Consider the following 12,761-nt stretch of genomic DNA (forward strand, 5'->3'; position numbering starts at 1 on the left):
AAGCTCAACCCCTCTTTTCAGGCGAAGCCGCGGCGCCGGCGGGCGCGTTGGCGGAATGCGAAAGCACCGGCTCCGAGATCGATTCCGGCTGAGGCAGCGGGGTCTCGGTGAGACCCAGGATCGGCAGGATGAGCAGGAAGTAGGCGAAGTAGTAGGTGGCCGCGATCCGGCTGAGCCAGACCATGGAGTTCAGGTCGGCGTCGAGAAGCGTGAAAGTGGTCAGCTTCGGGATCACGTGGTCGTCGGGCAGACGGCCGCCGCAGAAGCCCAGCACCAGGCAGGTGGCCACGAAGATGAAGAAGTAGAGCTTCGCGGTCGGCCGGTAGCGCATGGAGCGCACCTTGGAGGTGTCCAGCCAGGGCAGGACGAACAGCATGGCGATGGCGCCGAACATCCCCAGCACGCCGGCCAGCTTGTTCGGAACGGCCCGCAGGATCGCGTAGAACGGCAGGAAGTACCATTCCGGAACGATGTGGGCCGGGGTCACCAGCGGGTTGGCGGGAACATAGTTCACCGCATCGCCGAGCGCGTTCGGATTGAAGAACACGAAGCTGGCGAACATCAGCATGAAGACCGCGATCGCGAAGCCGTCCTTCACCGTATAGTACGGGTGGAAGGGCACGGTGTCGGCCTTGGACTTCACGTTCACGCCGGTCGGGTTGTTGTTGCCCGGCACGTGCAGCGCCCAGATGTGCAGGATCACCACGCCGGCGATCATGAACGGCAGCAGATAGTGCAGCGAGAAGAAGCGGTTCAGGGTGGGGTCATCCACCGCGAAGCCGCCCCACAGCCAGGTGGTGATCGAAGGACCGACCACCGGCAGGGCGCCGAACAGATTGGTGATCACCACCGCCCCGTGGAAGCTCATCTGGCCCCAGGGCAGGACGTAGCCCATGAAGGCCGTGGCCATCATCAGCAGGTAGATCACGCAGCCCAGGATCCACAGCACTTCGCGGGGGGCCTTGTAGGACCCGTAATAGAGGCCGCGGAAGATGTGGACATAGACCGCCACGAAGAACATCGAGGCCCCGTTGGCGTGCATGTAGCGCACCAGCCAGCCGTAATTGACGTCGCGCATGATGCGCTCGACCGAGGCGAAGGCGTAGTCGACGTGGGGCACATAGTGCATGGCCAGGATGACCCCGGTCACGATCTGGATGCCCAGGCAGAACGCCAGGATGCCGCCGAAGGTCCACCAGTAGTTCAGGTTCTTCGGGGTCGGGAAGTCGACCACGCTGTCATACGCCAGGCGCACGATCGGCAGTCGAACGTCGAGCCAGCGCTCGAAGCCGGTCTTCGGCTCGTAATTTGAATGTCCGCTCATCGGTCTCAGCCCACCTTGACCTTGGTGTCAGACAGGAAGGTGTACTCAGGCACCTCCAGGTTCTTCGGGGCGGGACCCTTACGGATACGGCCGGACGTGTCGTAGACCGAGCCGTGGCAGGGGCAGAACCAGCCGCCATAGTCGCCGCCGCCGAAGGTCGGCACGCAGCCCAGATGGGTGCAGGTGCCCACCAGGATCAGCCACTCGGCCTTGCCCGGCTTGTGGCGCGACTCATCCGTCTGCTTGTCGCGCAGATCGGCGGTGTCGCCCTTGATCGCCTCGGCGATCTCCTTGCCCGTCCGCCGCCGGATGAACAGCGGCTTGCCGCGCCACTTGATCGTGACCTGCTGGCCGGTCTCGACCTTGGTCAGATCGAACTCCACCGAGGCCAGGGCCAGGGTGTCGCCGGCCGGGTTCATCTGGTCGATGAACGGCCAGGCGAGACCGCCGACGGCGCCGACGGCCGCAACCGTGGCGGCGATGTGAATGAAGTCGCGCCGGTTCGGGTCTTCGCCCGCGGCATGAGGATCGGGATTTGCGCCCACGACGGTGTCGGCCACCTTAAAGCTACCCTTCGGTTGGGGCGGGGACTGGATGCCCTACGCCCGTCTTCGACCCGCCCAGAAGCTCTGGTAAAGGCCCTGACGAAATCTAACTCTGGAGCGGGATGAATCTGCGGAACGGCTATACGCCCCTTGAGCGTTTTCGCCTTCCGTGATTCGCAACCCTGCCCCGTCAAATCCCGTGGCTGGATCGCTTAGAATGCTCATGGCGCTTTTTCAACCGGACATTCCGCAAAACCTTGGCGCGGCCCTTCGTCTCGGGGCGTGTCTGGCGACCCCGGTGCACGTGATCGAGCCCTGTGGGTTCCCGCTGTCCGACAAGGGCATACGCCGCGCGGCCATGGACTATGGCGATCCTGGGGTGGTGAAACGCCATCCTGGATGGGCTGAATTCCGTCGGGACTGCCCTGGGCGGATTGTGCTTTTCACGACGAAGGGCGCCCAGGCTTTCGGCGATTTCGTCTTCCGGCCCGATGACGCCCTGTTGTTCGGCCGCGAGAGCGCCGGGGTGCCCGACGACGTGCATGAGGCCTGTGACGCGCGGGTCTATATTCCTCTGGCGCCGGGTATGCGGTCGCTGAATGTCACGGTGTCCGCCGCCATCGCGCTCTCCGAGGCGTTGCGCCAGACCGGCCAAATGCCTAAGGCCCTGGTCCCATGACGAGCCTGCCCCCCGAGATCGAAGACCGCCGCATCCGCGCCAAGGCGTGGTTCGAGGACCTGCAAACCCGCATCGTCGCCGAGCTGGAAGCCCTGGAAGACGAAGCCTCGCCCGAGCTGTTCGCCGGCGCGCCCGGTCGGTTCGACATGCGGCCCTGGACCCGCGAGACCGGCGTCGGCGGCGGGATCGGCGGGCATCTGAAGGGCCGGCTGTTCGAGAAGGCCGGGGTCCACAGCTCGGCTGCGACCGCCCGATTCTCGCCGGAGATGGCAGCCCAGATGCCCGGCGCCGACAAGGACCCGTCCTATGTCTCGGCCTCGATCAGCCTGATCATCCACCCGGTGTCGCCGCGCATTCCGACGGTGCACATGAACACCCGCTTCCTGTCGACCGCGCAGAGCTGGTTCGGCGGCGGGGCCGACCTGACCCCGATGGTCGAGGCCCAGCGCAGCCAGGAAGCCGAGGACGCCGTTCAGTTCCACGCCGCCCTGGCCGCCGCCTGCGACGCCCACCATCCTGAATGGGCCCAGAAATACCGCGCCTGGTGCGACGAATATTTCTACCTGCCCCACCGCAAGGAGACCCGCGGGGTCGGCGGCATCTTCTATGACCGGCACAATTCCGGCGACTTCGAGCACGACTTCGCCTTCACCCGCGCTGTGGGCGAGGCCTTCCTGGAGGTCTATCCGAAGATCGTGCGCCGGCGCATGACCGAGGCCTGGACCGACCAGGACCGCATGGAGCAGCTGGTGCGCCGCGGCCGCTATGTGGAGTTCAACCTGCTCTACGATCGAGGGACCATGTTCGGCCTGAAGGCCGGCGGGAACATCGAGACCATCCTGTCGTCCATGCCGCCCATGGTGGCCTGGCTGTGAGCCCGGCCGAGATCCGCCCCTATCGGCCGCAGGATCTCGACGCCCTCTACGACATCTGCCTGCGCACCGGGGCCAGCGGCGGCGACGCTCGCCACCTCTATGCCGACCCCATGATCATCGGCGACATCTACGCCGCCCCCTATGCGGTGCTGGCGCCGGAGCTCGCCCTGGTGGCGGAGGACGACCAGGGCGTGGCGGGCTATATGGTCGGGACCCTCGACACCGCCGCCTTCGACGCGCGGCTGGAGGCCGAGTGGTGGCCAAGGCTGCGGGACCTGCATCCCGATGCGCGCGCGGTTCCCTTCGCCGAGCGCAACGCCGACCAGCAGCGGGCCGCCCGCATCCATCGACCGATCCTGACGCCCCGGCCTCTGACCGAGGCCTATCCCGCCCACCTGCACATCAATCTGCTGCCCCGGCTGCAGGGCCAGGGGATGGGCGAGGCGCTGGTCACCACCTGGCTCGGCCTCGTGAAGGTCCAGGGCGCGACCGGCGTCCATCTCGGCTGCAACAGCGGCAACACGCGCGCGCTCAGGTTCTACGACCTCTATGGCTTCCGCCGCTTCGAGGTCGAGCCGGCCTGGCCGGGGACCGTGTGGATGGTGCTGGACCTTTGACGTCCGCGCCCCATGGATATACATTTTCCATAGTATATCCACGGAGAGCGCCATGATCGTCGCCAAGTGGGGCAACAGCCTCGCCGTGCGTCTGCCAGCCGCCGTCGTCGAGGCCCTGAAGCTGCGGGAAGGCGATGATATCCAGATCGAGGTGGCGGGCGAACGCGCCTTCGAGATCGCCAAGTCGCCCAGCCGGGCCGAACTGCTGGCCCGCCTGCGCAAGCACCGGGGCATGATCCCCGCCGACTTCAAGTTCGATCGGCTCGAGGCGAATGAGCGCGGCTAGGGCGTTCTTCGACACCAATATCCTGCTCCATCTGTTCTCCGCCGACCCGACGAAGGCCGACCGCTGCGAGGCCCTGCTGGCCGACGGCGGGGTGATCAGCGTCCAGGTGCTGAACGAGTTCGCCGCCGTGGCGTCGCGGAAATTCCACGCGCCCTGGGCCGATATCCGCGAAGCGCTTGAGGTGTTCATCGCCACGCTTGAGGTCGCGCCCCTGACCTTGGCGACCCATCAGCGGGCGCTCGATCTGGCTGAGCGCCACAGGTTGAACCTCTATGACGCCGCGATCCTGGCGGCGGCGGATCTCGCCGGATGCCGAGTGATCTATACCGAGGACATGCACCCTGGCCTGACCCTCGCGAGCGGGCTCACCTTGGTCGACCCGTTCATATCCTGAGACGTCTGCCCCTCCCCTCGAAGCGCGGCGAGGGAAAGGCGGGTCAGCCCGTCGTCGATCGCTTCAGGAAATCCTGGATCCAGCCGCCGAGCCGCAGCCGGTCGTCCGGGGCGTCATAGGTGGCGAGCGCCGCATCCGCCTCGGCGTCGGAGAACCGCACGCCCCGGCGGTTCTCGATCAGGGCCTTGGCGAAGTCCGGTTCGAATTCCGGGTGCAGCTGGACGGAGATCGCCGGCTGGTCGCCATAGGCCAGCATGCCGAAGGGCGTGAAGGCGTTGGCCGCCACCACCCGCGCGCCGGGTGGCGGCTCGACCACCTGGTCCTGGTGCGAGGCGGGAATGGCGAGGCCGGGGGTCGCATCCATCCAGGGCTGGCCCTCGTGGACCTCGTAGCGGTGCAGGCCCATGCCCCAGCCCTTGGGCGACTTGATCACCTTGCCGCCGAAGGCCTCGGCCATGATCTGGTGACCGAAGCAGACGCCGACCAGGGCCGCGCGGCCCTTCGCCCCGACCAGGAAGTCCTTGAGCGGCGAAATCCAGGGCAAGGGGTCATAGACCCCGGCCGACGAGCCGGTGACCAGATAGGCCGGATAGTCCTCAGCCCGCGCCGGCAGCTGGCCCGCCTGCACATCGAAGGTCTGGTAGTCATAGGCCGCCTCGCCGAACAGGGCGCGGAACATCGAGGGATAGTCGCCGAAGCGGTCGCGAACCCCTTCCGGCGGAACCCCGGTCTCAAGAATGGCGAGCCTCATTTGAACCCCCCGCTCAGTAGGCCATGCCCTGGGCGACCGCCTTCAGCTTCTCGATGGCCGAGAACTTGTCGTCCAGGAAGTCGTGGTCGATCCACCAGTCCTCGACCTCGCGCAGCACCTCGCCGACCATGGGGCCTTTGGGCACGCCGGCGTGGATCACGTCGTCTCCGGTCAGGGGGAAGGGCGGCGGGGCCCAGCTTTCGCCGAGCGCCAGCAGGCCCCGCCACTGGTGGTTCGCGGCGGTGCGGCGCGATCCCGCCCAGGCCAGCTTCACCCGGTCGGTGAAGGCCCGCACGCCCACCTGATAGACAGCGCGGCGGCTTTCGCGCGGGCTCATCCAGCTGGCGATGCGCGGGGTCTTGCCCATGGCGGCGACCAGGCGGTCGCGGATGTCGTTGGAAAGCCGCAGGCTCTCGGCCGCCTTGGCGACACTGACCTGGTCATCGGGGACCAGGGTGGCCAGGCGCAGGACGGCGTCGTTCTCGAACAGCTGGCTGGTCTCGATCTCGACCAGGCCATTGAACTGATCGAGGTCCTTGCAGAACGGCATGATCTTGCCCAGCACGCCGGTCTCGCGCATCAGGGTCATGGCCGGGCGCGGCTCCTCGGCGGAGAGCAGCTTCAGCAGCTCCTTGATGGTCCGCTCGGCCGGGCGGCCGGAGAGGGTGTCGCGCAAGGCCTTGCAGGCGGCCAGGGCCTTGGCGTCCGGCTCGCCCTTGCCATACCAGGCCAGGAACCGGAAAAACCGCAGGATGCGCAGATAGTCCTCGCGGATCCGGGTCATGGCGTCGCCCACGAAGATGATCCGGCCGGCCCGGGCGTCGGCGATCCCCTGGCCCGTCGGGTCGAACAGGGTCCCGTCGCGGTCGGCATAGATGGCGTTGAGGGTGAAGTCCCGGCGCTGGGCGTCCTCGGCCCAATCCAGGCTGAAGGCCACCACGGCGCGGCGGCCATCGGTGGAGACGTCGCGGCGCAGGGTCGTCACCTCGAAGGGCGCGCCGTCCGCCACGGCGGTGATGGTGCCATGCTCGACCCCGGTGGGCACAGCCTTCAGGCCCGCCGCCTCGAGCGCGGCCGTGGCCTCGTCGGGGGTCAGGGTGGTGGCGATGTCGATGTCGTCGATCGGGCGGTTCAGCAGGGTGTTGCGCACGCAGCCGCCGACGAACCGCGCGCAGCCCGGGCCGCCCTTGGCCTCAAGGGCGTCCAAAACGGCGACCGCCTGAGGCGTGGTCATCCAGGGGCGTTGGCCGATGGTCTCGGTCACTTGTGGGCTACTCTCTTCTCAAAACGGCCGGGCGACACCTGCCCGTCGGCCGCGACCTTGGCCGGAACATAGACCTCGCCGCGGTTGTCGCCATGGAGCACGGCGGTGGCCATCAGCGAAAGCCCCATCAGCACGGCGCCCGCCGCCGCCAGCCACGGCCAGGGGGTCGAGCCCATGGGCCGGCCGGTGCGCTGGGCCACGGCCCGCCACAGGAACCAGACGGCGAAAGGGGTGGCTGCGAGCAGGGCGCGCCAGGCCAGGGCCTCAGGCAAGGGCGGCTCCATAGAGGCGGGTGTAGAGCGCGCGCAGCACGCCCGCCGTCGCGCCCCAGATGAAGCGATCCTCATGGGTCATGGCGTAGAAACGCCGCTTCTCGCCACTGGGTCCTTCCCGCTCGTGCTCTTCGTGATTGGCCGGGTCCATCAGGAAGCCAAAGGGCGTCTCGAAGATGTCCGCCACCTCGTCGGGATTGGCGACCAGATTGAAGCCCGGCCGGATGAACCCCACCACCGGGGTGATCAGATAGCCCGTGCCGGTCTGGTAGGGCGAGGACAGGCCGCCCAACTGCACGAAGTCGGGGTGCAGCCCCACTTCCTCATGGGCCTCACGCAGGGCCGCGCCCCAGGGGGTCTCGCCCGGATCGCGTCGACCGCCGGGAAAGGCGATCTGGCCGGCATGGCGGCGCAGGGTGTCGACCCGGCGGGTCAGCAGCACCGAATAGCCGTGGTCGCGCTCGATCAGCCCGACCAGCACCGAGGCCAGCGTCAGGGGTTCGGTCGACGCCGGCCGGGCATGCGGCGACAGGTCGAAGTCCGAGGCGCCCGGCGCTGACGCGCCCTCTTCCAGGGGATCGAGGTGGCCGATGATCCAGTCGCGGAGTTCGGGCGAAGGCGCGGCCGGGCTCAAGACGGGCGGCTCACAGACAATGGGCCCCGACCGGGCCGACCGGATACCAGGCGCCGTTGGACGCGACGCCCAGTTGGGGACCCTCCGGCGTCACGCGCTCCTGGGCCAGCTCCACCAGCTCATAGAACACCGGCCGGGCGATCAGCGCCTCGAGCCCGCGACGGACGTGCAGATAGGGGCGCGGCTCGCCCGTCTTCGGGTCCATCTCGACGCGGATGGCGTTGTCGGGCCCAGCCTCGACCTCGTCGCCGACATTGGTCAGGAATTTCAGCGTCTCGCCGACCCGGTCGACGCGGACGGCGATGAAGGGCGCGTCCTCGACGGTGATCTTCATCTTCTCCACCGGGGTGACCAGGTGGTAGCCGTCGGGGTCCTTGCGCAGCACCGTGGAGAACAGCCGCACCAGGGCCTCGCGCCCGATCGGCGTGCCCTCGTGGAACCACAGGCCATCCCGCTTGATGACAATGTCGATCTCGCCGCAGTGGGGCGGATTCCACAGATGCACGGGCGGCAGGCCGCGCCCGGGAGCCTGACCTTTTTCGGTATGGGCCTTGGCTGCGGCGATCACGCCGTCGAGGCCGGTCTGGGTGTCTGAACTCGCCATGGCTTCAAGTTAGGGCCACCCCGGCCGCACCTCAACCGCTCCCCGACATTCGGTCGGTCGATCAGGCGCGAACCTTGCCCACCAGCGGGGCGCTCGCCCCCCGGGCCAGCACCCGGCGCGGATCGACGGGGCCGGGCATGAGCACGGCCCGGGTCTCGTCCGCCGAGAAGCCGAAGCGCCGGAAATAGGGGGCGTCGCCGACCAGCAGCACCAGCGGAGAGCCCGCCGCCTCCGCCGCCTGGCAGGCGCGCGCGACCAGCAGCCCGCCGGCGCCCGCCTTGCGCTGCTCCGACTGGACCGCCAGCGGACCCAGGAAGATGGCCGGGGTGTCGCCGATGCGGATCTTCCACATGCGCACCGAGCCGACCAGCCGGCCCTGATCCCAGGCGCAGAAGGACAGGTCCTGACGGAACTCGGCGAATTCGCGGACCCGCTCGGACGACTTCGCGAACCGGCCAGGACCAAAGGCGTGGTCCAACAAGGCCTCGATGGCCGCGTCGTCGTGGGGTTGTTCGAAACGGATATCAGGCGCCGGTGCGGCGGTCTGGGAAGCGATCATGTGAGGAACTCTGAGCGCGAAATGCGACGATCCCGTCACGCGGCGCGGGGCCAGGTGCGGGGCGGAGGTCAGACGGCGCGGCTGGCGCGCCCGGTTCGTCGCAGTCGTCGCATGGACGTCGGATCCGGCATGATCGAAGGGGGCGAAATAGGGCCAAGACCCCCTCCCGTCAATGCTCGGCCGCCGCGGCAAAATCGAGCACGGACCGGTTCGGCCTTGACGTAAGGGCTCTGGGATGCGTCTGAAGCAGTCTAGCCAGGGTCGCCACCAATGGGGTCCCGGCTGTCGCAACCGGCCGGAGCATCAGCTTCGGCGTCTGGGTCCGGCCCCTCCTCTCAGGGCCTTTCCCCTTCACCGTACGATCCAAGTCGGCGAGCCTGTTCGCCGGCCGCGAAAGGAATCGCTCATGGCCCGAAAGCCCAACTACCAGTTCGAACGCATGGAGCGGGACCGCCAAAAGGCGATCAAGGCCGCCCAGAAGGCCGCAGCCAAGGCCAGCGAAAAGGCGGCTCAGAACCCTGACAACGCCGGCAATGGCGAAGGATCCGCATCATGACCACCGCCATCAGCTACAATCACGAGACCCTGACCCTCGACGGCGAATATTTCGACGGCTGTGAATTCCGCGACTGCCGCATGGTCTATTCCGGCGGCAAGGCTCCGGTGTTCAAGGACTGCCAGTTCGTCGCCTGCGATTGGCGGATGGAAGACCATGCGGCCGAGACGCTCTCCACCCTGCGCGCCATGTGGGCGTCGGGCGCGAAGGCTCGGGTCCAGGAACTGATCAAGGAAATCACTGGGGCGGCGAAGTAACTTCGATCCAGCGCCGGGGCCAGTTGGGACCCAGCGCCCGCACCTCGCCGGGCTTCAGCCCGAGCGTCTTCATCCGGACCGGCGTCAGATGCCCCAGCATCTGCACCGGCTCCTGGCCCTTGTAGGGACTCGACGCGATACGGCCGATCAGCTGGCCGGCGTCCAGCGCCATCCACTCCGACTTGGCCCGGTCCTCGAAGCCTACGCCGTAATAGTGGCGGATCGGCGCGGGCTCCCCGGGTAGTTCGACCAAGACCCCGATCAGCCAGCCCGACACGAATCCGCCCCCCGCCACGGCGTCAGCCTGTAACGGACCGCGAGCCCCGCTGATAGCGCCCACCGAAAAATGCGAGCCGCCGCGCCATTGCCCCAGGGGCCTGCGCGGGCCAAGTTGCGCGGCCCATGACCGACCCCTCCCCGCCTGACGCCTCGCCTGAGACCACCGTTTCCGCGCTGTTGAAGCGCCGCGACTTCATGATGTTCTGGACCGCCCGGGTGGCCGCCACCCTGGGGGTGCAGATTCAGAGCGTGGCGCTCGGCTGGCAGATGTACGCCGTGGCCCGCGAGACCATGAGCGTCGAGCGCTCGGCCTTCTATGTCGGCATGATCGGCCTGGCCGCCTTCATCCCGGTGTTCCTGCTGGCCCTGCCGGCCGGTGAGACCGCCGACCGGCACAATCGCAAGACCGTGCTGCTGCTCTGCTATGCCGGCGAGATCGTCACGGCGGTGATCCTGGCCTGCGCGGCGATCTTCCATTTCGCGACCATTCCCCTGTTGCTGGGGCTCTCGGCCCTGTTCGGGGCCAGCCGCGCCTTCATGGGGCCCTCGTCGACCGCCATGGGCCCGATGCTGGTGCCGAAGAGCCTGCTGCCCCGCGCCATCGCCTGGAATTCGCTCGCCTGGCAGGGCGGATCGATCCTGGGCCCGGCCCTGGGCGGCGTGCTGGTCTCGCAGTCGGCGGGCCTGTCCTATGTGGTGACCACCGGCCTCTATGTGCTGGCCGGCCTCTGCGTCGCCACCATCACCACCGACGCCCGGCCGCAGGTGCAGCCCGGCTCGCGCTGGGCGCTGATGAAGGAGGGCTTGGCCTATGTCTGGACCAACCGCATCGTGTTCGGGGCGATCTCCCTCGACCTGTTCGCCGTGCTGCTGGGCGGGGCGACGGCGCTGTTGCCCGTGTTCGCCCGCGACATCCTGAAGATCGGGCCGGAAGGGTTCGGCCTGCTGCGGGCCGGGCCGGCGATCGGCGCGACTGCCGTGGCCGTCCTGTTGGCCAGCCACCCGATCCGCCGCAACGCCGGGGTGATCATGTTCTGGGGCGTGGCGGTGTTTGGCGCCGCCACCATCGTTTTCGGCCTGTCGCGCTCCCTGCCGCTGTCGGTGGCGGCCCTGGCCGTGCTGGGGGCGGCCGACATGCTCAGCGTCTATGTCCGCCAGACCCTGGTCCAGATCGTCACCCCCGACCACATGCGCGGCCGGGTGGCGGCGGTCTCTTCGCTGTTCGTCGGCGCCTCCAACGAATTGGGCGAATTCGAGAGCGGTGTCGTGGCCCGGTTCCTGGGTCCGGTCGGGGGGGCGGTGTTCGGCGGGGTCGGCGCGTTGATCGTGACCGGCGCCTGGGCCAGACTGTTTCCAGCCTTGCGCAAGGCCGACCGGCTCGAATAGCTGGCGGTATTATTTTTTAGGGAGATGATTTGATGGGTGCTCTTTCAGGAAAAGTTGTTCTGGTCACGGGGGGCGGCAACGGCATTGGCCGCGAAGCAGCCCTGATCGCCGCGGCCGAAGGCGCGAAGGTCCTGGTCAATGACCTGGGCGGCAGCCTCAAGGGTGAGGACGAGGGTTCGGCCGGTCCGGCCGAGATGGTGGCCCAGGAGATTCGCGCCGCCGGCGGCGAAGCGGCCTCCAACTCCGACAGCGTGACCAACTACAAGGCCGTGCAAGGCATGGTCGAGCAGGCCCGCGACACCTTTGGCGGCCTGCACGCGGTGATCAATCCCGCCGGCATCCTGCGCGACGTCATGTTCCACAAGATGACCGAGGACGACTGGGACCGGGTCATCGACGTGCACATGCGCGGCAGCTTCAACGTCGCCCGCGCGACCATCGAACTGTTCCGCGACCAGAACGACGGCGCCTACATGTTCTTCACCTCGACTTCGGGGCTGTTCGGCAATGTCGGCCAGGCCAATTACGGCGCGGCCAAGATGGGCATCGCCGGCCTGTCGCGGATCATCGCCATGGAAGGCGCGCGCAACAATGTGCGCTCCAACTGCCTGGCCCCGGTCGCCTGGACCCGCATGACCCAGTCGGTGCCGGTGAAGGACGAAGCCGCCGCCGCCCGCCGCGCCGTGATGGCCGAGAAGATCCGCGCCGACCAGCCGGCCCGCTTCTCCGTCGCCATGGTCGCCCCGGCCGCAGCCGGCGTCTCCGGCCAGATCTTCGGTTCCTCCGGCGAGAACATCATCCTCTATTCGCAGCCTCGCCCGATCGAGACCTGCACCAAGGAAGAGGGCTGGACCGTTGATTCGATCCTGAAGGAAGCCGTCCCGCAGATGGCCCCCAAATTCTACGACCTGGGTCGCGCCCCTCAGGCAGCCCCGGCGCCGAAGCCCGCCACCGCCGGCTGAGGCTGAAGCCCGACTGATTTGGCTATCGCGGCGGCGATCCGAGAGGGTCGCCGCCGTTTCCATTTCGGCCGCTTGGCGCGGGTCTTGCTTGGCGTGGTTAACCCGCGTCCGGAGGCCGCCCCATGTCGATGTCCGTATCCGGCTTCAACGCCGCCAGCCTGGTCTCCTCGACCCCGACGCTTGCGACCTCGTCCGGCCAGCCCCAGACCCCGGCGGAAAAGGCCAAGGCGGCGGCGGACGCCGCCAAGGCCGCTCAGCAGCAACTGCTCGACGAGGTGAAGAGGAAGGGGCTCTACGCCTGGGCCCAGGAGCAGAAGTTCGAGGCGCTCAAGGCCAAGATCCGCGCCCAGATCCTGCAGGAAAAGGGGCTGACCGAGGAGGGCCTGGCCGGCATGGACCAGACCTCGCGGACCTCCATGGAGACCGCGATCCAGGAAGAGATAACCCGGCGCATCAAGGACGTCATGAAGACCGAGCTTGAGGGCAAGGCCCACGCCGACGCCAAGGCCGGCAAGCC

19 protein-coding genes are annotated in these 12,761 nt (G+C 68.0%); 10 read left to right on the plus strand and 9 right to left on the minus strand.

Annotation, left to right across the window (positions count from 1 at the left end; all coding sequences use genetic code 11):
• Positions 1-4: 4 nt before the first annotated feature.
• Both Q7P21_RS05945 and petA read right to left on the minus strand, forming a co-directional pair.
• A complete protein-coding gene (locus Q7P21_RS05945) occupies positions 5-1,324 on the minus strand; it encodes a cytochrome b N-terminal domain-containing protein (protein ID WP_304164034.1) in 1,320 nt (439 codons plus the stop codon).
• A 5-nt stretch (positions 1,325-1,329) separates the two neighbouring features.
• Positions 1,330-1,884, minus strand: a complete 555-nt coding sequence (gene petA, locus Q7P21_RS05950; RefSeq protein ID WP_304164033.1) for a ubiquinol-cytochrome c reductase iron-sulfur subunit — start codon at positions 1,882-1,884, stop codon at positions 1,330-1,332.
• Between the two features lie 208 nt (positions 1,885-2,092).
• On the opposite strand from petA, the gene Q7P21_RS05955 reads away from it, so the two are divergent.
• The 5 genes from Q7P21_RS05955 to Q7P21_RS05975 are packed head-to-tail and all read left to right on the plus strand — an operon-like array spanning position 2,093 to position 4,720.
• Positions 2,093-2,548, plus strand: coding sequence for a tRNA (cytidine(34)-2'-O)-methyltransferase (locus Q7P21_RS05955; RefSeq protein WP_368670130.1), 456 nt, complete (start codon positions 2,093-2,095; stop codon positions 2,546-2,548).
• Complete coding sequence (hemF, locus tag Q7P21_RS05960) at positions 2,545-3,423, plus strand: oxygen-dependent coproporphyrinogen oxidase (RefSeq protein WP_304164031.1); 879 nt, start codon at positions 2,545-2,547, stop codon at positions 3,421-3,423. The genes Q7P21_RS05955 and hemF overlap by 4 nt, the downstream gene beginning before the upstream one ends.
• Positions 3,420-4,040 carry a GNAT family N-acetyltransferase gene (locus Q7P21_RS05965; RefSeq protein ID WP_304176195.1) on the plus strand — a complete coding sequence of 207 codons (621 nt, stop codon included), beginning with the start codon at positions 3,420-3,422 and terminating at the stop codon, positions 4,038-4,040. The genes hemF and Q7P21_RS05965 overlap by 4 nt, the downstream gene beginning before the upstream one ends.
• 52 nt (positions 4,041-4,092) lie before the next feature.
• Positions 4,093-4,326, plus strand: a complete 234-nt coding sequence (locus Q7P21_RS05970; RefSeq protein ID WP_304164027.1) for an AbrB/MazE/SpoVT family DNA-binding domain-containing protein — start codon at positions 4,093-4,095, stop codon at positions 4,324-4,326.
• Entirely contained in the window at positions 4,313-4,720 is a 408-nt protein-coding gene (locus Q7P21_RS05975) for a PIN domain-containing protein (protein WP_304164025.1), read from the plus strand. The genes Q7P21_RS05970 and Q7P21_RS05975 overlap by 14 nt, the downstream gene beginning before the upstream one ends.
• 43 nt (positions 4,721-4,763) lie before the next feature.
• On the opposite strand, the gene Q7P21_RS05980 is transcribed toward Q7P21_RS05975, so the two are convergent.
• The 6 genes from Q7P21_RS05980 to Q7P21_RS06005 form a co-directional block, all read right to left on the minus strand.
• Complete coding sequence (locus Q7P21_RS05980; protein ID WP_304164023.1) at positions 4,764-5,471, minus strand: type 1 glutamine amidotransferase; 708 nt, start codon at positions 5,469-5,471, stop codon at positions 4,764-4,766.
• A 13-nt stretch (positions 5,472-5,484) separates the two neighbouring features.
• Positions 5,485-6,705 (minus strand): CCA tRNA nucleotidyltransferase, encoded by a 1,221-nt coding sequence (locus tag Q7P21_RS05985; RefSeq protein WP_304164040.1) that lies wholly within the window; start codon positions 6,703-6,705, stop codon positions 5,485-5,487.
• Positions 6,706-6,731: 26 nt separating this feature from the next.
• Positions 6,732-7,007, minus strand: a complete 276-nt coding sequence (locus Q7P21_RS05990; RefSeq protein WP_304164021.1) for a hypothetical protein — start codon at positions 7,005-7,007, stop codon at positions 6,732-6,734.
• On the minus strand, positions 7,000-7,602 hold the full coding sequence (locus tag Q7P21_RS05995; protein WP_304176202.1) for a CoA pyrophosphatase: 603 nt from the start codon (positions 7,600-7,602) through the stop codon (positions 7,000-7,002). Before Q7P21_RS05995 ends, Q7P21_RS05990 begins: the two co-directional genes overlap by 8 nt.
• Before the next feature lie 49 nt (positions 7,603-7,651).
• Positions 7,652-8,245 carry a DUF1285 domain-containing protein gene (locus Q7P21_RS06000; protein WP_304164019.1) on the minus strand — a complete coding sequence of 198 codons (594 nt, stop codon included), beginning with the start codon at positions 8,243-8,245 and terminating at the stop codon, positions 7,652-7,654.
• Between the two features lie 61 nt (positions 8,246-8,306).
• On the minus strand, positions 8,307-8,804 hold the full coding sequence (locus Q7P21_RS06005; protein WP_304176197.1) for a GNAT family N-acetyltransferase: 498 nt from the start codon (positions 8,802-8,804) through the stop codon (positions 8,307-8,309).
• A gap of 406 nt (positions 8,805-9,210) precedes the next feature.
• On the opposite strand from Q7P21_RS06005, the gene Q7P21_RS06010 reads away from it, so the two are divergent.
• Positions 9,211-9,360: a hypothetical protein gene (locus tag Q7P21_RS06010; protein ID WP_304164016.1), complete on the plus strand. Its 150-nt coding sequence runs from the start codon at positions 9,211-9,213 to the stop codon at positions 9,358-9,360.
• Positions 9,357-9,617 (plus strand): hypothetical protein, encoded by a 261-nt coding sequence (locus tag Q7P21_RS06015; RefSeq protein WP_304164015.1) that lies wholly within the window; start codon positions 9,357-9,359, stop codon positions 9,615-9,617. The genes Q7P21_RS06010 and Q7P21_RS06015 overlap by 4 nt, the downstream gene beginning before the upstream one ends.
• Here the strand turns inward: Q7P21_RS06015 and Q7P21_RS06020 are convergent.
• The gene (locus Q7P21_RS06020) at positions 9,598-9,894 is read right to left on the minus strand and encodes a hypothetical protein (RefSeq protein ID WP_304176199.1); all 297 of its coding nucleotides are present in this window, start codon (positions 9,892-9,894) and stop codon (positions 9,598-9,600) included. The genes Q7P21_RS06015 and Q7P21_RS06020 overlap by 20 nt on opposite strands.
• Before the next feature lie 125 nt (positions 9,895-10,019).
• On the opposite strand from Q7P21_RS06020, the gene Q7P21_RS06025 reads away from it, so the two are divergent.
• From Q7P21_RS06025 to Q7P21_RS06035, 3 genes are all read left to right on the plus strand, one after another.
• On the plus strand, positions 10,020-11,282 hold the full coding sequence (locus tag Q7P21_RS06025; RefSeq protein WP_304164011.1) for an MFS transporter: 1,263 nt from the start codon (positions 10,020-10,022) through the stop codon (positions 11,280-11,282).
• Between the two features lie 32 nt (positions 11,283-11,314).
• A complete protein-coding gene (locus Q7P21_RS06030) occupies positions 11,315-12,244 on the plus strand; it encodes an SDR family NAD(P)-dependent oxidoreductase (RefSeq protein WP_304164009.1) in 930 nt (309 codons plus the stop codon).
• A gap of 122 nt (positions 12,245-12,366) precedes the next feature.
• Positions 12,367-12,761, plus strand: a 395-nt coding sequence (locus tag Q7P21_RS06035; RefSeq protein ID WP_304176201.1) for a hypothetical protein, incomplete at its 3' end; no start/stop codon positions are given.

The sequence above is a fragment of the Phenylobacterium aquaticum genome (assembly GCF_947378715.1).
GTDB lineage: Bacteria > Pseudomonadota > Alphaproteobacteria > Caulobacterales > Caulobacteraceae > Phenylobacterium > Phenylobacterium aquaticum_A.

What these genes read in the sequence shown, in the direction of transcription:
- Q7P21_RS05980 (WP_304164023.1), bottom strand. Translation starts at nt 5,471, where the DNA reads ATGAGGCTCGCCATTCTTGAGACCGGGGTTCCGCCGGAAGGGGTTCGC.
- Q7P21_RS06000 (WP_304164019.1), bottom strand. Translation starts at nt 8,245, where the DNA reads ATGGCGAGTTCAGACACCCAGACCGGCCTCGACGGCGTGATCGCCGCA.
- Q7P21_RS05985 (WP_304164040.1), bottom strand. Translation starts at nt 6,705, where the DNA reads ATGACCACGCCTCAGGCGGTCGCCGTTTTGGACGCCCTTGAGGCCAAG.
- Q7P21_RS06010 (WP_304164016.1), top strand. Translation starts at nt 9,211, where the DNA reads ATGGCCCGAAAGCCCAACTACCAGTTCGAACGCATGGAGCGGGACCGC.
- Q7P21_RS05955 (WP_368670130.1), top strand. Translation starts at nt 2,093, where the DNA reads ATGGCGCTTTTTCAACCGGACATTCCGCAAAACCTTGGCGCGGCCCTT.
- Q7P21_RS05975 (WP_304164025.1), top strand. Translation starts at nt 4,313, where the DNA reads ATGAGCGCGGCTAGGGCGTTCTTCGACACCAATATCCTGCTCCATCTG.
- Q7P21_RS05945 (WP_304164034.1), bottom strand. Translation starts at nt 1,324, where the DNA reads ATGAGCGGACATTCAAATTACGAGCCGAAGACCGGCTTCGAGCGCTGG.
- hemF (WP_304164031.1), top strand. Translation starts at nt 2,545, where the DNA reads ATGACGAGCCTGCCCCCCGAGATCGAAGACCGCCGCATCCGCGCCAAG.
- Q7P21_RS06005 (WP_304176197.1), bottom strand. Translation starts at nt 8,804, where the DNA reads ATGATCGCTTCCCAGACCGCCGCACCGGCGCCTGATATCCGTTTCGAA.
- Q7P21_RS05970 (WP_304164027.1), top strand. Translation starts at nt 4,093, where the DNA reads ATGATCGTCGCCAAGTGGGGCAACAGCCTCGCCGTGCGTCTGCCAGCC.
- Q7P21_RS06030 (WP_304164009.1), top strand. Translation starts at nt 11,315, where the DNA reads ATGGGTGCTCTTTCAGGAAAAGTTGTTCTGGTCACGGGGGGCGGCAAC.
- Q7P21_RS06015 (WP_304164015.1), top strand. Translation starts at nt 9,357, where the DNA reads ATGACCACCGCCATCAGCTACAATCACGAGACCCTGACCCTCGACGGC.
- Q7P21_RS06025 (WP_304164011.1), top strand. Translation starts at nt 10,020, where the DNA reads ATGACCGACCCCTCCCCGCCTGACGCCTCGCCTGAGACCACCGTTTCC.